Origin of the sequence: Candidatus Soleaferrea massiliensis AP7, assembly GCF_000820765.1 — a bacterium.
Classification (GTDB): Bacteria; Bacillota; Clostridia; order Oscillospirales; family Ruminococcaceae; genus Soleaferrea; species Soleaferrea massiliensis.
On record NZ_CCYH01000006.1, the window covers coordinates 62073 to 81043 of the forward strand.

Below are 18971 nucleotides of genomic sequence, written 5' to 3' on the forward strand. Positions count from 1 at the left end.
ACAAAGAGAATGGGGCCGCGGCGGTTATCGCCGCGGCCCCATTCTTTGCTGTGTACAGGTGAGAGCGCACCCTTCCAAAAGGGAGGATATCATGCAACTCTTTTTCATGGTTCGGCAGGCAGGGGACATACCGTTTCAGGGGATGCCCTCCTGCCTGCCGAAATGCACGGCTGTTCGTCTTTATCTTTATAATTTTCAGTTTAATATGTGTGCATCGCTGTTTCGCAGTGTTTTTCTTGTGTTTGCCAAGAACCACTTGACAAACAAAGCAAGACCGCTGCGCTGCGGTCCTTTAACAACAGCCGGTTGAAAAAGGTTGGATAAACAATAGTATACCATTATTACTTAACGCTTTTGATAGACTGAAGCCTGTGCACGAACGCACAGGCTTTTCACGTTTTTATAAGTTAAGAATTGTCCTCCGGATCAAGCCCCCGAAAGTTTACGCATATCCTGCTCTTACGCAGCGAAATTCCAACCTTGGAAAGGGACAGTGCCCGGCTGCCGCTTTTATATACTTTTCATGCGGCGTGACATAATGGCAACAGTCCCTATAGTATTTCTCTTGTTATATATGATTCATAAGGAACACCGCCACTGTAATTTTATCACGGTTAAGAGGATAATCCTATGTTCGATAAAACGACTATATAAGTCCTATGTAATAATACGATATAAAGGCAAAGGCCACCGTGGTCTTTGCCTTTATATCGTCATGGCGGCTGTCAAAACAGTCCGCTCCAAACCGGACGAACTGTAAACACTTTCATCCTTCAGGTCATATAATGATAGCGGCATCTATGCTGAAATTCTATACAGATAAGAAGGTAACTTCATGGCTATTATTAATAAACTGAGCAACCAGGCCAGCGTCACATACGGCGGAGCACCCATCAACAGCAATACCGTAGAAACCGTGCTGCTGCTTGCGCCTACTGTTGTAAAAGCTGTTGACAAACTGACAGCCAGCATCGACGATATCCTGACCTATACTGTTACGGTCACGAACCTCGGCTTAAACGAACTCACCAGTCTTCCATTCACCGATGTCATTCCAACTGGAGGCGAATATGTCGCCGATTCCTTTAAGGTAAACGGCACTGCGGCAACTCCGACCGTCACAACAAATACCCTGACCTATACGATTGCGAACATTGCCGCATTGGGCACCGCCAGCATCGAATTTCAGGTGAAGGTGGTCGGCGGTGATCAGTGATAATCCGGCGCCATTCAAGAAGCCTCTGCTGATTCCCTGCCGGTGCGTCTGCAGCTGTCCCTACTATATTGGCTTTGCATATGATCTGGTGTCCTATTCCTGCATCCAGTACGGCGGAAAATGCCATATCAGTGAACCAATCAAGACAACGGTATACTTCTGCTGCCCCCGTCAGCCCGGCGGGTGAGGAAGCGTTCAGAAATCATCTTTCAATCCTAAACATCGTTTGTTTAGGCCGAACACAAATCCATTCCTGCTTGATTCTGGCCGTAAACATGAAAAAGGCACTGCGCCAAGCAGTGCCTTTTTCATGTTCTAATACCTCATAAAACCGCTTACTTTATACTGCGATTTTCATACATAAACCGCTCAAAGCTATCCTGCGTACCATTCCAAACATTCATATCAATATAGGGTTCTGCTCCGTCATATCCCTCGAGACGCATTCGATTGGAATACTGCCAAAAGCTCCAATCACGGCTATCCGACAGTTTTGGAAAGCCGAATACATCCCGTATCCAGATCGGGTGATCAGGGAATCCACCGCTTATGTACAGATCATAGGATTTTTTTGTGGCATAGAGCATCGGTTTGACGCCATAATATGTTTCCAATTCATCTATCATTTCCTGAAGTGATGAAACCACGGCATTCTTTGACGGTGGGTTTCTTTCGTAATCCCCATAGAATTCCACATCGATGACAGGAGGCAATGCATGCTCCATCTTTGGCACTGCTGCAATAAAGTTTTCGGCCTGCTGTCTGCCGGGACTGTCATAGCTGAAAAAATGATAGGCTCCCACTGCAACATCTGCTGAGCGCGCCTGCTCCCAGTTGGAAACAAAGTATGGATCCTGATAGCCGCTTCCCTCAGTCGCCTTGATGAAGGCAAACCGGATATCCTGTGAGGCCAAAACCTCCCAATCAATCTCTCCCTGATAGGAGGATACATCCACTCCTTTGACCGGGTATTTCTCCGGGTCGGGATGGTTGAACTGCAGTATCCCGGTATAGAATAGATATCCGGTACATAAAGCACCCAGCAGAAGAATCCATAGACCAATTGTAATAAAACTTTTGGGTTTCATATCCTCATCCTTGTCTATACAGTAATCGGGGACAGAAAGCAGGCACACGCAGCGTGAACAAGCAAAAGTGGTTACTTACAACAATTTTGCTGTACACTTTAAAGGTCAATATGCCCTATCACATACTGATGCCTTGGACAGTCCAGCATATAACATTCATCTTTACAATACAGCGTAATGGTTTTAACCGGAACAAAATCTAATCTCAACAATTTTGTGTAGAACTCCTGGAGCGCTCGCGCTTCCTGTTGATATTTTGCCATGTAGTTATCCTTATCTTCTTGAGAAAAATCGGCGTCCAAAGACTCATCCTCAATGTACGCTCTGTCTTCTTCGATTTCCTGTAGGAATTCACAATATTTCTGTTTCAGTCTTTGCATCTCATCCTGCTGTTTCAAAGCATAGAGATAGGGATATACCCAACTGCATTCTCGCGCGGGAGGGAAATTTGCACCGTCTATCATGGCATTGTGTTCCCGGTACTTCCCACACAGAAAATATAAGTCTGCAAGCTCATACTTTGAAACACGACTGTTTTCTGTAGTGGTACCAGCTAAAACGTCCAGAATCGCTGCTGCCTGATCACCGTTTCCTGTAAAATGGCAGCACACCGCATATGCATATAATATTTCCTGATCGGTAGATGGCAGAAGAGATTCCAATAGATTCTTTGCCAGTTCAACTTCACAGCTTTGGTAAAGGGATACGGCATAGTTGTACTGATAAACTGCCCTCTTGCTCAGCTGCGCCGCTTTTTTAAACAATGGAACCGCTAGCTGATATTCCTTTTTTAATATATATACCCTGCCCAACGCATCATATGCATGGGGCACCGGCAGGTTCAGTTGAACCGCCTTCTGTAGATGTTTTACACATTTTTCTCCAGATTCATAAATACCGGCCAGATTGGTATGCAGTCGCAATTTATCGAATGGGATCAGACTGTCAGATTTCCGCACCAACGCCTTTTCCATCGGTTCTGCGCATTCTTTCTTCGAATACCGAAGCTCCTGTAATATGGCGCTGTACTGACAGACGGCTTCAATATCATTGGGCTCATGCAGCAATCGTTTCTCTAAGTACTGCCTGTATGCTTTTAGAGCGTGTACATATTCGTCGTATTTTTTCTTTTCCTTCATTTCTTTTCGTATATACAGAATATAGTCTTCACAATTCAAATTCATCTCCTCCTTCCTGTACATGGTATAAAAATTTCAGTATTATTATAGCATTGCAAAATAAAAAAGCACAGCATAAAAGTTAAAAAACTTATGCTGTGCTTTTTTCTGGTCGGAGTAGTGAGACTCGAACTCACGGCCTCTTGGTCCCGAACCAAGCGCTCATACCAAACTGAGCTATACCCCGGAACAACGATAATTATTATACCATAGAAAAGCGGGTTCGTCCAGTAGTAACCCGCTTTTATTTGTAAACTTTCTGTGTCGACTCATGGCCCCGGATGCAAACACCCGCGGGATTACCGGTGCGATGTGCCAAGAACCTCTTCGAATTTTGGCGCATAGCCCACCTTCCGGTCGTCCAGATGATAATAATTCTGACACATATCGTAAGACGGGATGGTATTTCCCTCCACCAGTACCGGGCCCTTTGCGGTGATTGCGACATCCCAGCCGACATAGCCGATTTCCGGCACCAGCAGCGCCGCTTCCTTGACCATATCGATGGCCTCGGCATAGAACGGAACCTCAAAGCCCACCAGCTGCGTGCCGGTATAGGTGTGGGTTTCATAGAGCTGGCCGGTCTTGTCGCAGAATGCCGGCTTGCAGATCCTGCCGGTGCTGTCCACCGGGCAGTACATGCCGCCGGAACAGATGTTGTCGACCTCTTTTGTGCCGTCTCCCATCCGCAGGAGGGTGTACATCAGGTTTGGAACGCCGTCCTTGACCACCGTGACCACCCGCATCGTGTTGACGCTCGACGGGCTCAGCAGGTTCATCTTTTCATGCTGGACGATGCATTCCTCGACATCATACTGATGGTTCTGCCGAAGCAGGTCATATAGCACCCGCAGGTCCGGGTACTGCTGGCGGTTGATGCGGTCGATTCCCTGTCCGCCGAATTCGTCGACAGCTTTGGCGAAAAAGATCGGGTTGCGCTCGACAAACGCCGCAAACTGCTCAAACTTGGCCTCACGGAGATCCAGGAACTCCCTGCCGATATAATCATGAAACTGCTTATTGAATTTAATCTTGTCGGTAAACAGGTCGTCAAAGGCCTTGTTGTTTATGGTCCGGATCAGCAGTGTATTGGCGTTCATGGTCATAAAGGTATGCCGCTTTTTGCCGCGCACATAGGCAAAACCGAACACCTGATAATCCAGATATCCGACACCGTAATACAGCGCGCACCACACCATATCCAAAAAGATGAAAACTTTCGGCAGCTTCGATTCCTCATGGATCTGGCCGATGATGCGGAACATCCGCTCAAAGCTCATACCTTTTATCCTTCTGAACAGTGTCTTAATTTTGTACATGCGGCACCTCTTTCATAAACAGTATTACCGTAAAACGCGCTCAGATGGTTGTCACGGCATCTTCACGCAGTCGTCACTTTTCAATTATAGTACATGATATGCAAAAGTCAAGGGATTTTGTCAGGAATTCTACGCTAAAAAAGCGGGATTTTCACAGGGGTTGTCCATTTAGGCGAAATAAGAGGATTTCATAAAATTTTTGGATGAAAACTATTCCGTAAAAATACAATTACGCACATAGCCTCTATAGAAGCGGCAGACCGTCGAATACAAGAAAAAATGCCCCGAAAGCTTTTAAACTTCCGGGGTACATCTTTATTCTATGTATGGGTCAAACCAATTATGACGTTTACAGCGTGGTATAGGCCGTCCGGCGGAAATACGGGTACTGCTTGAAGAATTCCGCCAGCGTGCTGTAATAGCCGAGCGGGTCGCGGATTAAGAACATCTCCGGAGACAGCGAGGTGGGGTTTCCATAGGAGTCGATCGGAACGTTCTGATAACCGTATACCGTGACCCAATGCATGCCCCAGGTTCCCTCCGCGCCGACCACAACCGGCTTCTTCTCATTGTAAAGCTGGTTGAAGGTCTTCTTCATATAGTCGCTGGAGGTGACAAGCTCATCCCGCACCAGATTGGCGCTGGCCCAATACAGCGAGCCGTCCGAGGTAAAGCTGTACTTTTTGCGCGCAATATCCGGCGTGACCGTTTTGCCGGTCATGTATGTTTCGATCATCGCGGCGTCGCACAATAGGCATCCGATTTTTCCAATGTTCGAATCGCCGAGCGAGATGGAGGACCAGCGGGAATCTGTCTGCTTATACAGCGGCACGTTCAGCGCATTCGACACCTTGCCCGGCGTCGTTTCGCCGGTGAAAGTGGTTTTAATGAGGTTGAACTGCTGCGTATTCGACGAGCCGCTCTGCGACAGAATCGCATAGCCGTTCGCATCGGTTCCGATGCAGCCGTTGGTGACCTTCGGTGAAAAGAACCCGATGGTCCCGTCCGCCCATTTATAGATCAGCCATTCCTGTGCTTCCGGGTCGTTCTGGTCCCAGATATCGATTGGAAGACCGATTTTCAGCGGGTTGTTATAGGAGTTTCCACGGTTGATATCCAGTACGCGGCCGGTACCGTTCTGGCTGTTCAGCGGATACAGCTTCACCTTGTTCCCGCCGATATTCTCCAGGCGGAACTTCTGTGAATTGCTGTCGTTTTTGGCCGCCGCCACAACCTTAGCGCCGTTGGCATTTGAGCCATTCTGCACGCCCAGGAACTTCCCGTTGAAATTCTGCTGGATCATATAATAGCCGTCGTCGATGTGGTAGCCGAGCTGATTGACCGAAACCTTACAGGTTGCGGTCTTTGCGCCGTCCGCCGTCGTGGCCGTAATGGTCACGGTGCCGGTGGATATCGCGCGTACAAGCCCCGTGTCCGACACGGTGGCGATGCCGGTGTTGCTGGATTTGTAGCTGACCGTTTTGTTGCTCGCATCCGACGGGGACACCGTCGCTTTGAGCTGGAAGGTGGTCGTGCTGGAGTTGCCGAGTACCAGCGTCTTGCTGGTGCTGTCGAGCGACACGCCGCTCACCGCCACAGTCTTGGGAAGCACTGTGACCGTTCTGCTCACCGATTTGCCCGAAGCTTTGTTGAGTGCGCGCAGCGTGGTTTTTCCCGCTTTGACGCCGGTCAGCTTTCCGGACTGGTCAACGGTCGCGATGGAGGTATCGCTCACCTCAAAGGTGATGGTTTTGTCCATCGTCGTGTTGGCCGGCAGCGCACGCGCCGTATACTGGATTGTTTTACCTGCCTGAACGCTGTCCGCGCCGCCGGTGAACTCGACGCCGGTCACCGGAATTTGTGGCTGTGTGACCTTGATGACACGCACCACGCTCTTTCCTGATCCGGCGTTCATGGCATAGACGGTGGTGCTGCCGGCCTTGACGCCGGTCACAACACCGTTTGCATCCACCTTCGCAATGGACGGGTCGCCGGTCTTCCAGGTGATGGTCTTGTCCATGGTGGTGTTGAACGGCACAGCCTCCGCCTTGAACTGTACGGACTTTCCGACATCGACGCTGTCCGCGCCGCCGGTCAGCTGGATGCCTGTGATCGGGATGTTCGGCTTTACCGATTCGCGTACCTCAATGATCTGCGACGCGCTTTTCCCTGACGCGCCGTTCATCGCATACAGATAGGTCTTTCCAACCTGCAGGCCGGTTACAATGCCCTGATCGTCCACCTTGGCGATAAACGGGTTGCCGGTTTTCCAGGTTACACTCTTGTCCGCCGTCGCTTCCTTTGGAAGGGCTTCAGCGGTAAACCGTGCGCTGGCGCCTACAAAAACGCTTGTCTCGTCGGATGTGAACTGAACCGATGTCACCGGGACATCCTTGCCCGGCACTATCTCTATAATCCGGGAATCACGCTTGCCGGACGCTTTGTTAAGCACATACAGCCAGGTCTTTCCGAGCGTTTTTCCAGTTACATTGCCATCCTGGTCAACCGATGCAATCAGCGGATTGCCGGTCTGCCAGCTGACAGTTTTGTCTTCTGTTGCATTGGATGGCTGCACTTCCACTGTAAACCTTGCGGTTTTCCCCAATTCAACCTGGGACAGGTCGCTCGCAAATGAGACCGATGTGATCGGCACCTGCGGCGTTGCAGCCAGAATGGTTTCCGCCGGCAAAATTCCCACACAGATCAGCGCTGCCGCCAGAAAACCAGCCAACTTTTTCATATTTCGACACACTCCCCTTTCATTGTTTACACACACTTTAAAATTTATCATATCAAAATTTATCTGTCAATAGAATTCACAGAATATTAGTAGTAATTTGGCGTGTCATCTTCCAAATTGCCTGCATCCGGCAAATCCTTCCGGACTGCGGGTAATCTGGCATCCTCGCCCTGTTCCGCACACAGTCTGATCCTGTCTGACGCAGAATGGCGGTTGTTCTGGGACAGCGACTGTTCTCGTCCCCTACACCATTCTGCCGAAGCACTGGCCGCAGGTCTTCAGGATGAAAGGATACGCTGCCAGTCAAAGTTTAAAAACGGGACAGCACGAGTTCGATAACACCGATTAAATCAAAACCACCAGTGGTGGTATGCACCAGCCCTGGAAGGGCATCCTACCGGCTGGCTTCTTAAAGAGGCACTGAGTAACTGTCATTTGCATCACGCGCACTGCAGCTGCTCAAGCAGTTATATCTCTGCAGCTTCTTACTTTGTACGAAATGAGCGTTGTCATTCGCTTTCCTCTATCCTGAAAGCTAGAGCTTTTTATTCTCATCGGCAGAGCCGGTAGTTTTGCAACGCTAAAGCTGCAAAAATGAAAAAGGCAGAGTTTCCTCTGCCTTTTTAAAAGGTAACCGAATAACAGCCGTTTTGGCTGAAATTTATTCAGATGCTGTTGTAGAACCGGTCTGGGAGGAGGTGCCCGAAGCTGCGGAAGATGCTGCCTCCGGCTCCTTGATATCGGTCGGCGGGTAGGCTGCAATCGCCTTTTCATCGACCTTCAGTTCAACCTCTTCGGACCACTTTTCGATTTTTGCGCGGTACTCGTCGCTCTTCATCTCCTGCAGCAGGGTGGAACGGTACTGGGTCAGGACCGAAGTGTCCTTGGTGACATCCAGCTTCTTCGCGACAAAGTAGTAGTTGTCGTCGTCGTTGGTCTGCAGGAATACTTCGTCAGCAGCCGCGGAGAACAGCTTTTCCTTGAACTTGGACGGAACCTGCGTGTTGTCCTTCTGGATCAGCATGACGTTCGGGTTTGCGATGGAATCCGAGGTGTCCTGCGACGCGTCGCTGCTGGAGGATGCGGAGGACTCGGAGCCTTCGTTTGCCACTTTATTGAATTCGGTGATGATCTCATCGATGGTTTTGCCTTCTTCGGTGACCTGCTTGTAGTAGGTCTCGGCAAGCGTTTTGTACTCCGCTTTCTTTTCATCGGAAAGCGCGTTGCCGGAGGAATCGGTCAGCGGGATGACCAGCGCCTTGGTTTCTGCGAGATTCTCGCTCATATGCTTGATGATGTCTTCATCCGGAACGGCCTCAAGGCCGCCTTCACCGTAATACTTGTTGAAGATCATCGATGCTTTGTAGTTGTTCTCCTCTACCAGGCGGAAGGATTCCTTGGCAATGTTGTTGGCTTCATAATAGCCGCCGTAAGACTGCCAGTCCTGGTCGGTCAGCTGGTCTATGTACTGGGTGTCGGCGTCTGCGAGGGTCAGGCCCAGCTCGTCGAACTGCTTGTCGATGGCCGCATATTCTTTCAGCGCGGCCAATGCCTGCTCCTTCATCCATTCTGCGGCGTCCTTGCCCTCAATCTGCTGTTCAAAGACATCCTTCGTGGTGTCCTCAACCTGCTGGGAGCCGGATGCATAGACATTGGTCAGAAAGGTCAGGTACACCCCTGCGGTCACTTCTTTTCCGTCGAAGGTCGCCACGACAGCCGGTTTCGAGCTGCAGGCGGTCAGTGATAATGCCATTGCGCCAGCCATGACGGCGGATGCAATCTTCATGTTGCGATTCATTTTGGAACGTCCTCCTTAAGGCTTATAATATATTGTGCATTTGTGGCGTTCTGGCGAACGGAGAAACACGCCGGTTTCCCCCTGATTCCACACAAGAATTGGGTGGTCCCGAAATGGCAGGCCCTGCGGCCTGTCCGTCGGCAAAAGCGGCCCTCCCACAAATTAAATTACTGGATGGAACAACAGTCACGCATAGATAGCTGTTTCATTGCACACCGGACCCGATACTTTTGAACAACATCATGCTGCCGCGGAAAAGCACATGGACATTGCTCCACACAGATACGGGCCGGCACACCACAAAAATAATGCCTGCTATAGATTATACACTGAATTGTGATGATTGTCTACAAAAAATTCCGAATTCACAGAAATTTTCTTGTTTCATCGGTATAAAATCCGTGATAATCTTCCATTAATATATGGTTTCTGTGATACTGCGCGCCCCTGTGCAGGCCCTTTGGGATAAATTCCGGCTGGAAACGGTTGAAAAGTTCATAGATGTATAGTATAATTCTGTATTAAGAATTCCCCGGCTTCGGAAGGTCTTTTCCGGCGCTTTATGCCGGTTTTTTCATTACATAGGTGTGTTTTCCCATCCGTTTCCGCGCCGGGTCACAGATTTTTTTAGAGAGTGAGTGGTTGAGCATTATGTTTTCTGATTTGATGGATACCATTGGTTATGTAGCGGCAGCCGATGAAGAGGTCGGCGCAGCCATGAAGAAGGAACTGGCCAGACAGCGCAGGAACCTCGAACTGATCGCCTCCGAGAACATCGTTTCCCCGGCGGTCATGGCGGCCATGGGCTCGGTTCTGACCAACAAATACGCGGAAGGCTATCCGGGCAAGCGCTATTACGGCGGCTGTGAGGACGTCGACATTGTCGAGGACATCGCGCGCGACCGAGCCAAGAAGCTGTTCGGCGCCGAGCACGCCAACGTTCAGCCGCATTCCGGCGCGCAGGCCAACCTTGCGGTCTACTTCGCGCTGGTGAAGCCGGGTGAAACCATCCTGGGTATGAACCTGGCGCACGGCGGACATCTGACCCACGGCTCCCCGGTCAACATGTCCGGAAAATATTACAATTTTGTGCCGTACGGTGTCGACGACGTCGAACACCGCATCGACTATGATAAGCTCGAAGAGCTGGCCATGGCGGAGAAGCCGAAGCTGATCGTCGCAGGTGCAAGCGCCTATCCGCGCATCATCGATTTCGAACGCATCGGACAGATCGCCAAGAAGTGCGGCGCCTACTTCATGGTGGACATGGCGCACATCGCGGGCCTGGTCGCCGCGGGCCTTCATCCGTCCCCAGTCCCGTACGCGGATGTCGTCACCACCACCACCCATAAGACCCTGCGCGGACCGCGCGGCGGTATGATTCTGTGCCGTGAGGAGCTGGCCAAACAGATCGACAAGGCCATCTTCCCTGGCACCCAGGGCGGACCGCTGATGCACATCATCGCCGCGAAGGCCGTATGCTTCGGCGAAGCGCTCTCCGATGAGTTCAAGGCCTATCAGCAGCAGGTCGTCAAGAACGCCGACGCGCTGGCAAAAGCGCTGGTTCAGAAGGGCTTCGATCTCGTATCGGGCGGAACCGACAACCATCTGATGCTGGTCGACCTGCGTAAGATGAACATCACCGGCAAGGAGCTGGAAAAGAAGCTGGATGAGGTGTACATCACGGTCAACAAGAACGCAATCCCGAACGATCCGCAGAGCCCGTTCGTGACCAGCGGCATCCGCATCGGAACGCCGGCCGTCACCAGCCGCGGACTCAAAGAAGAGGATATGGAGAAGATTGCCGAGTACATCTATCTGGCGGCAACCGACTTTGAGGGCAAGGCCGATTATATCCGCGAGGGCGTGGGCGCGCTCTGCGCAAAATATCCGCTGTACGAATAATGCTCTGATTCTGATATAGATTCTGCCGCCGCTGTCCGCATCCCCGGGTGACAGCGCGGCAGATTTCATATCCGCAGATGATTCGACGCCATCTTTTCAGATACGGCAGCAATTGGGATATGGCAATCGCCGTATAGGATGATGGCATTGTTAAGTTAACATGGAAAAACAGCGCGGCAGCCGGCCTTCCTCCCTACGAGACGGGGAAGAACGCCAGACAGACTGAAATCTTATGAAACAAGCGTTCTTCAGAGCATTTTCATATGTTTACTTAACAATGCTATGATAATAGAAGGGAGGTATTTCGGATGAAACCGCTTGCGGACCGCATCCGCCCGCAGACGCTTCATGACGTGGTCGGACAATCCCATATTTTAGGCGAGGGCCGGGTTCTGCGCAGCATCATCGAGAGCGGCGAAATCCCGAACCTGATCTTCTACGGCCCGTCCGGCGTCGGCAAGACCACCGTCGCGCGCATCATCGCCGAGCGCACCCATAAGCAGCTGCACAAGCTGAACGGCACCAACGCCTCGACCGCCGACATCAAGAACATCGTCGGCCAGCTCGGCACCTTCGGCACGCGGGAGGGCGTGCTGCTCTATCTGGATGAAATCCAGTACCTGAATAAAAAACAGCAGCAGTCGCTGCTGGAATACATCGAAAACGGCGAGATCACGCTGATTGCCTCCACTACCGAGAACCCGTATTTCTACATCTACAACGCGATTCTGAGCCGGAGCACGGTGTTCGAGTTCAAGCCCGTCAGCCCGCAGGAGGTCGAGCCGGCCGTGCAGCGCGCCTTCTCCATACTGAGCGAGGAGCATCATGTCGATGTGACGCTCGAAGACGGCGGCTGTGCGCTGATTGCGCGGGCCGGCGGCGGGGATGTCCGAAAGGCGATCAACACCGCGGAGCTCTGCTTTCTGGCCGCATCCCCCGGCGAAAACGGCAAACACATCACGCTCGACCAGATCCGGCAGGTCGCGCAGAAGAGCCAGATGCGCTATGACCGCGACGCGGATGAACACTACGACGTGCTGTCCGCCTTCCAGAAATCGATCCGGGGATCGGACCCGCACGCCGCGCTGCACTACCTTGCCAGGCTCGTCGAGGCCGGGGATCTGATCTCCCCCTGCCGCAGGCTGCTCGTCACGGCCTGCGAGGACATCTCGCTTGCCTATCCGAACGCGATCACCATCGTCAAAAGCTGCGTCGACGCGGCCATGCAGCTCGGCTACCCGGAGGCGCGCATCCCGCTTGCGCAGGCGGTCATCCTGCTGGCGACCGCGCCGAAATCCAACAGCGCGCTCATGGGCATCGAGGCCGCGCTCGCGGACATCCATGCCGGCAAGTCCGGCGACATCCCGGCGCACCTCAAGGACTGCCACTATGCCGGCTCAAAGGATCTGGGACACGGCATCGGCTACCAGTATGCCCATACCGGCGACAACCACTATGTCCAGCAGCAGTATCTGCCTGACACGCTGAAGGATCGGATATACTATGAATACGGCGACAACAAAACCGAACAGGCTGCCAAGCAGTACTGGGACCGGATCAAATCATCCGATGGCCGGACACCCAAATAAATCCTATTCAGGGAGGGAACACCTATTATGGCTAAAAGCAATTCGAAAACCAAACAGCAGAAGGCACGTCAGAACAAGATGATCGCGCTGGTCGTCCTGTGGTTTCTGTTCTGCCCGCTGCTTTATTTCGTCCTGATGGCACTGCATATCGACATCATTCTCGCAATTTACATCGTTGTGACCTTTATGAGCATCGCCGGCGCGCTGGTGCCGATTCTGATCAACGTCATCCTGAGGGGGCGTCCGGACACAAAGGCGGAAAGGGACCGGCGCAGACGGTATTTCGGTGTTTCCAAGGTCATGTTCCTGTTCATTCTGCCGCTGGCCATCACGCTGCTGGTCAGTCTTGCGCAGTTCCTGCTGATATAAAGAATATCAAGAGAAACGAATATCCGCCGGACAGGTTTTTTTATGAGAGTAAAACAGCTTGTCCGGCTTTTTTAAATTTTTTTATGCCCGATGCAATAAAACGACGCTTCTTTGCATTATGTGTGTAAGAGGGAGGAAAAAGATGCTGTTCACCATCGATACCGACAGGATCAAACCAAAACAGCCGACCGACGACTTGATGCGCAGGGTCGCCGGCGGCGATATGGACGCGTTCGCTGAGCTCTATGAGCTGACGAAGCACACCGTCTACTGTTTTCTCCTGTCGGTTGTGCGGAACCGCTCGATGGCAGAGGACCTGATGCAGGACACCTACCTGAGCGTACGCAAATCGATACAGCACTACATCCCCAAAAACAAGCCGATGGCCTGGATCTTCACGATCGCCCGCAACCTTGCCTATATGGAGCTTCGGCGGCGGGGCAGCCATCCCGAAACCAACCTGGACGACCTGGGTGAAACCATCCCCGCGAAGGAGGAGCTGTCCGGCCTAATTGACCGGCTGGTGCTGCAGAAAACGCTGCAGTCGCTCGGGGACAAGGAACGGCAGATTGTTCTGCTGCACGCGGTCAGCGGGCTTAAATTCCGCGAGGTCGCCGATGTGGTGGAGATGCCGCTGGGTTCGGTGCTGTCCGGCTACAGCCGGGCGATGAAGAAACTGAAAAAAATCCTGAATGAGGAGGGGTAATCTGATGCGCAGCAGAGAAATCAAAAGGACGCTTCGGAGGGCTGTCATGGCTGAAACCCCCGATATTCTGGATCGGGTCCTTTCGGCTGACATGCAAAAGGAGCTGTCAATTATGGAATATAGAGAAGAGAAACCGGTTAGAAGAAGAAAAACCCTTGTCACCGCAGCCTGTTCGCTGGCCGCACTGTTTGTCATCGGCTTTGTCAGTGTATGGTTTTTATCCCAGCCGAAGATCGATTCCCTGATCAGTCTGGATGTCAATCCGGGCATTGAGATCTCCACCGGAAAGGACGACCGCGTTCTGGAATGCCGGGCGCTGAACGACGACGCGAAGCAGGTGCTCAGCGATATGGATTTAAAGGGCGTGACGCTGAATGTTGCATCCAATGCCCTGATCGGCTCGATGGTCACACAGGGCTATCTGTCCGCGGACAACGCTTCGAACACGATTCTCGTTTCCGTCATGAATGACGACGCCCAGAAGGCCGCGCGGCTGCAGCAGGAATTTGCGCGGGACATCGACGCGGTCCTCAGGCAGCAGGGCGTACAGGCGAAGGTTCTGCAGCAGTCCGAAACCGGTTCGGATGATCTGGCATCCTTTGCAAAGCAGTACAGCATCTCGATCGGCAAGGCGGACTTCATCCGCAAGCTGATGGCCAAGGATTCCACGCTGGACGCCAAAGAGCTGGCCGGCATGTCCATCAAGGAGCTGGCGGCTCTGATCACCGAACGCGGCATCTCGATTACCGATATCGTGACCGAATACGACGACGATCTGGACGACATGATCGAGGACACGATCGACGATGTGAATGAGCAGAATGGCGTTGGGGACGACCTGTACTGCGAATACTGCGGCCAGCTTAAAACGGTCTGCAGGAACATCTGCGACAAATCCGGCGGCGAGCGGTACTGCGACGACTGCGGACGGCTCAACGCGGATTGCCGGGACCGCTGCAAATATCACGGCGGCAATGGTACTGGAGCTGGTAACGGTAACGGCGCTGGCAACGGTAATGGTGCTGGCAACGGCAATGGTGCTGGCAACGGCAATGGTGCTGGTAACAGCAACGGCGCTGGCAATGGTGCTGGCAACGGCAACGGAAATGGAACTGGCAACGGTGCGGGCAATGGAAACGGCAATCAGCATCGCCACGGCTGGGATGACGGCGACCATGACGGCAACGATCATGATGACGATGACTGGGACGACGACGAATACTGCGAATACTGCGGAAAGATTGAATCGGAATGCCGCGGAGGCTGCGGCCGTGCGAACGGCAAGCAGTACTGCGACGACTGCGGCAGACTGAACTCGGTCTGCAGGGACAGCTGTGACGACTGAAAATTCTCCGCAAAAAGGGGTTGACAAATCCAAACGCAGGGTATATAATAGCGTCAATATCTCAAATACGTTGCAGAGGAATAGTAGGGTTTCCCCGTTCTTACAGAGAGCTGTTGGCTGGTGTGAAACAGCAGAACCAAAAATCCGAACTCGCCTTGAAGTAGCCCGCTGAAATGAAAACAAGAGTAGGTGGGGCCGGAGCCTGACCGTTACAGCAGGATGATATAAGATTTCCCCGGAAATCCGTATCGAGAGAGTGCATATCCGCATTTGGGATATGAATGAGAGTGGTACCGCGTAAGGACTATGAGCCTTTCGTCTCTTTAAAGAGACGAAAGGCTTTTTTAGCGTCTATTTTGGTTTGGAAAGGATTTGATTCTTTATGAAAAACGTCAGCAAGTACACCCGCGGATATTTTATGCCGCCGGTCCCCTGCATGAAATGGACCCAGAAGGACCATATTGAAAAAGCGCCGATCTGGTGCAGCGTCGACCTGCGCGACGGCAATCAGTCTCTGATCGTCCCGATGAGCCTTGAGGAGAAGGTCGCCTTCTTCCAGTATCTCTGCAAGCTCGGCTTTAAGGAAATCGAGGTCGGCTTCCCGGCCGCCTCTGAAACCGAATACACCTTCCTGCGCACCCTGATCGAGCAGGATTTGATCCCCGACGATGTGACCGTCCAGGTTCTGACCCAGTCGCGGGAACACATCATCAAGAAAACCTTTGACGCGCTCAAGGGAGCCAAACAGGCGATCGTCCACCTGTACAACTCCACCTCGGTGGCACAGCGCGAGCAGGTTTTCCGCAAATCCAAGGAGGAGATCATCGACATCGCGGTTTCCGGCGCAAAGATGTTAAAGGAACAGGCCGCTGTGACGCCGGGCAATTTCCGGTTTGAATACTCCCCGGAAAGCTTCACCGGCACCGAGATGGAATTCGCACTGGACATCTGCAACCAGGTATTGGATGTCTGGCAGCCGGATGAGAACAGCAAGGTCATCATCAACCTGCCTGTCACGGTACAGGTTTCGATGCCGCATGTCTATGCCAGCCAGGTCGAATACATGAGCGAGAACCTCAACTACCGGGAAAACGTGATCCTGTCCCTGCATCCGCACAACGACCGCGGCTGCGGTGTGGCGGATTCCGAGATGGGACTGCTGGCCGGCGGCGACCGCATCGAGGGAACGCTGTTCGGCAACGGCGAACGCACCGGCAACGTCGACATCGTGACGCTGGCGCTGAACATGTATGCACAGGGCGTCGATCCGCAGCTCGACTTTGAAAACATGCCCGAGGTCGTTGAGATGTATGAGAAATACACCGGCATGCATGTCTACGAGCGCCAGCCGTACGGCGGCCAGCTGGTCTTTGCGGCCTTCTCCGGCTCGCATCAGGATGCGATTGCCAAGGGTATGAAGTGGCGTGACGAGAAGGCATGCGAGCACTGGACGGTTCCGTACCTGATGATCGACCCGAAGGATATTGGCCGCGAATACGACGGCGACGTCATCCGCATCAACAGCCAGTCCGGCAAGGGCGGCATCGGCTATCTGCTCGAACGGAAGTTCGGTCTCGACCTGCCTAAGAAGATGCGCGAGGACTTTGGTTATCTGGTCAAGGGCGTGTCCGACCATCAGCATAAGGAACTGATGCCTGAAGAGATTCACGAGATCTTCATGAAAAACTATGTCAACATCGAACAGCCTCTGAGCCTGATCAAGTATCACTTTGACCCGAACAACGAGCTGCACGCCAAGATCCAGATGAAATATCAGGATAAGGTTATGGAGCTTTCCGGGGACGGCAACGGCCAGTTCGACGCGGTCAACAACGCAATCCAGATGGGACTGAACCTCTCCTACAACAGCCTGGTCTATCAGGAACACGCGCTGGAGATCGGATCGAAATCCCGCGCCGCCGCCTATGTCGGATTCACCGACAACGAAAATGGAAAAACCTATTGGGGCGCCGGCATACACACCGACATCATGAAGGCGTCGATTAAAGCGCTGGTCAGCGCGGTCAACAAGATGATACTCGATAAAACGCATCGATAGGATTTTTCACTGCCGCACTTTGCTTTTGTGGAAAACAATCCGCCGACAGGGGCGCATACCATTTCAGGTATGCGCCTTTTTTATATATTTAAAAGGAAAAACAGGTTCTTTTTGTTTGTCAAGGCGGCCGCTTGTTCTATGGCGGTGTTGTGTCGCTGTGGTGCAGCGGCATCGTCTTATCCTCCCAAAATTCTGGCCAATTGTTGTTTTTTCGTTCAGTGCCGCAATGTCGATTTGTTTGCCATATGACACTTTGGCGTTGCGGATGTTGTACCGCTGCGCTGCAGCGGTCTCGCTGTGATTGCCAAGTGACACTTGGCGAAGCGGCCGCTGGATCGCTATCATACAGCGGCTGTATGGCATCTGCCAAGCCGCCTTGGCAAAGGGGCCGTTGTTTTTTTGCTGTGCGGAGGGAAAGTCCATCGGCGGCCAACTCTTTTTTTACAGCATCCCGAATGGTTTTGATGGACAGCGAAGTGGTCATATCGCTGCCAATCCGGCAGGCCAGAACCGTTTTGCCGCAAAGATCGATCACTGCGCATAGATACAATATTCCCTTGCCATGAAAATGACCTCCTGACGTAGTTCTATGCTACGACAGGAGGCCTCTTTATTCTCTGTTCGTTTTTCCGGATTTAGTCCAAAGCATGCACAGGCTTTTATTTCTATATCGAGTCATCCTCCAGACTGTCGCCGAAGATGGTTTCCACAATCCGCTCGCTGCTGGATGGAGAGTACCGCCACGAATCGATGTGGTTATCCTGAATAAAATACACCGGGTCTTCGGTCTTATAGGCCGCGTCGAAGGCGTCGACAATGATCAGCTTGACCTTCATCTTCTGCGGGATCAGGCTCTTTATGTAAACGCTGGTCTGCTGGCCCGCGTAGACATTCTCCTTCGGTTCCGCAAGCCCCGCCAGATTCGGCGTAAGCTCCACGAAAACGCCGTAATCCTCCACCGAACGGACGATACCCGCAACGGTTTCGCCGGCGGCAAACAGCGCGGCATTCTCCTCCCAGGTGCCGAGAAGCTCCTTGTGGGTCAGCACAATGCGCCCTTCGGGCAAAATCTCCTTGACAATGACCTTGATGTTCTGCCCGACCGTGAAACGGTCCCTTGGATGGGAGATCCGGGACACCGAAATCGAGTCAATCGGCACCAGCGACGGAATGCCGCATCCAATATCCACAAAGCAGCCGAACTGCTCAAGATGGGTCACCTTCGCCGGAATGATGTCTCCGGGCTGCAGGTGCTGGATGTAGTCCTTCATACACTGCTGCTGGACGGTGCGGCGGGAAAGCATGGCCTGGGCCGTGCCGTCCTTCATATGCTTAAACCCGGTGATGCGGAAACAGACCGGCTTGTTGACCCGTGAAATGATCGCAATATCCCTTGTGGTCCCGTCGTCGATGCCAACCGCCGTTTCATGACGCGGGATGACGCCCTTCATGCATCCAAGATCGACAATCAGATTGTGGTCCGCATCGCAGACGACCGCCCGGCCTTCCAGTATTTTTCCATGATCAAGTGCATCCTGTAAACCCTGTATGCTTTTCAGCGCCTGCCTGTTTTCAGCGCTTTCAAGAAGATATCCCTCCGGTTTATAGATTGACACGCATATAACCTCCTCTGAATTGATTGCCGGCATCCGCCCGGGA

16 protein-coding genes, 1 tRNA gene and 1 other annotated feature are annotated in these 18971 nt (G+C 52.4%); of the genes, 9 read left to right on the forward strand and 8 right to left on the reverse strand.

Annotated features, from left to right (window positions below):
- The first annotated feature begins 91 nt into the window (after positions 1-91).
- The 3 genes from BN348_RS01400 to BN348_RS01410 all read left to right on the forward strand — a co-directional run bounded on the left by BN348_RS01400 (position 92) and on the right by BN348_RS01410 (position 1403).
- The gene (locus tag BN348_RS01400) at positions 92-310 is read left to right on the forward strand and encodes a hypothetical protein (protein ID WP_040195736.1); all 219 of its coding nucleotides are present in this window, start codon (positions 92-94) and stop codon (positions 308-310) included.
- Between the two features lie 525 nt (positions 311-835).
- Entirely contained in the window at positions 836-1216 is a 381-nt protein-coding gene (locus tag BN348_RS01405) for a DUF11 domain-containing protein (RefSeq protein WP_040195737.1), read from the forward strand.
- Entirely contained in the window at positions 1206-1403 is a 198-nt protein-coding gene (locus tag BN348_RS01410; protein WP_040195739.1) for a hypothetical protein, read from the forward strand. The genes BN348_RS01405 and BN348_RS01410 overlap by 11 nt, the downstream gene beginning before the upstream one ends.
- Positions 1404-1551: 148 nt before the next feature.
- Here the strand turns inward: BN348_RS01410 and BN348_RS01415 are convergent, their stop codons facing one another.
- The 6 genes from BN348_RS01415 to BN348_RS01440 all read right to left on the reverse strand — a co-directional run bounded on the left by BN348_RS01415 (position 1552) and on the right by BN348_RS01440 (position 9339).
- Positions 1552-2304 carry a glycoside hydrolase family 25 protein gene (locus BN348_RS01415; protein ID WP_040195740.1) on the reverse strand — a complete coding sequence of 251 codons (753 nt, stop codon included), beginning with the start codon at positions 2302-2304 and terminating at the stop codon, positions 1552-1554.
- Positions 2305-2402: 98 nt separating this feature from the next.
- Positions 2403-3482, reverse strand: coding sequence for a tetratricopeptide repeat protein (locus tag BN348_RS01420; RefSeq protein ID WP_040195741.1), 1080 nt, complete (start codon positions 3480-3482; stop codon positions 2403-2405).
- Positions 3483-3591: 109 nt separating this feature from the next.
- Positions 3592-3669 (reverse strand) — tRNA-Pro (locus BN348_RS01425).
- A gap of 112 nt (positions 3670-3781) precedes the next feature.
- Positions 3782-4801 (reverse strand): sugar-transfer associated ATP-grasp domain-containing protein, encoded by a 1020-nt coding sequence (locus BN348_RS01430; RefSeq protein WP_040195742.1) that lies wholly within the window; start codon positions 4799-4801, stop codon positions 3782-3784.
- A gap of 349 nt (positions 4802-5150) precedes the next feature.
- Positions 5151-7541 (reverse strand): Ig-like domain-containing protein, encoded by a 2391-nt coding sequence (locus tag BN348_RS12820; RefSeq protein ID WP_052446608.1) that lies wholly within the window; start codon positions 7539-7541, stop codon positions 5151-5153.
- A 661-nt stretch (positions 7542-8202) separates the two neighbouring features.
- Positions 8203-9339 carry a peptidylprolyl isomerase gene (locus BN348_RS01440; protein ID WP_040195744.1) on the reverse strand — a complete coding sequence of 379 codons (1137 nt, stop codon included), beginning with the start codon at positions 9337-9339 and terminating at the stop codon, positions 8203-8205.
- Positions 9340-9990: 651 nt separating this feature from the next.
- Here BN348_RS01440 and BN348_RS01445 point away from each other — a divergent pair.
- From BN348_RS01445 to BN348_RS01470, 6 genes are all read left to right on the forward strand, one after another.
- Complete coding sequence (locus BN348_RS01445) at positions 9991-11244, forward strand: serine hydroxymethyltransferase (protein ID WP_040195745.1); 1254 nt, start codon at positions 9991-9993, stop codon at positions 11242-11244.
- A gap of 308 nt (positions 11245-11552) precedes the next feature.
- On the forward strand, positions 11553-12833 hold the full coding sequence (locus tag BN348_RS01450; protein ID WP_040195746.1) for a replication-associated recombination protein A: 1281 nt from the start codon (positions 11553-11555) through the stop codon (positions 12831-12833).
- 27 nt (positions 12834-12860) lie between these two features.
- Positions 12861-13202 (forward strand): hypothetical protein, encoded by a 342-nt coding sequence (locus BN348_RS01455; protein WP_040195747.1) that lies wholly within the window; start codon positions 12861-12863, stop codon positions 13200-13202.
- A gap of 142 nt (positions 13203-13344) precedes the next feature.
- Positions 13345-13908 (forward strand): RNA polymerase sigma factor, encoded by a 564-nt coding sequence (locus BN348_RS01460; protein ID WP_052446609.1) that lies wholly within the window; start codon positions 13345-13347, stop codon positions 13906-13908.
- Between the two features lie 112 nt (positions 13909-14020).
- Positions 14021-15253 carry an anti-sigma-I factor RsgI family protein gene (locus BN348_RS14020; RefSeq protein ID WP_197068252.1) on the forward strand — a complete coding sequence of 411 codons (1233 nt, stop codon included), beginning with the start codon at positions 14021-14023 and terminating at the stop codon, positions 15251-15253.
- A 61-nt stretch (positions 15254-15314) separates the two neighbouring features.
- Positions 15315-15579, forward strand: a binding site (T-box leader).
- A gap of 56 nt (positions 15580-15635) precedes the next feature.
- On the forward strand, positions 15636-17312 hold the full coding sequence (locus BN348_RS01470; RefSeq protein WP_040195750.1) for a 2-isopropylmalate synthase: 1677 nt from the start codon (positions 15636-15638) through the stop codon (positions 17310-17312).
- A gap of 63 nt (positions 17313-17375) precedes the next feature.
- Here the strand turns inward: BN348_RS01470 and BN348_RS01475 are convergent, their stop codons facing one another.
- Positions 17376-17735 carry a hypothetical protein gene (locus BN348_RS01475; protein WP_040195752.1) on the reverse strand — a complete coding sequence of 120 codons (360 nt, stop codon included), beginning with the start codon at positions 17733-17735 and terminating at the stop codon, positions 17376-17378.
- Between the two features lie 242 nt (positions 17736-17977).
- Positions 17978-18928, reverse strand: a complete 951-nt coding sequence (locus BN348_RS01480) for a S1 RNA-binding domain-containing protein (protein WP_040195753.1) — start codon at positions 18926-18928, stop codon at positions 17978-17980.
- Positions 18929-18971 lie beyond the last annotated feature (43 nt).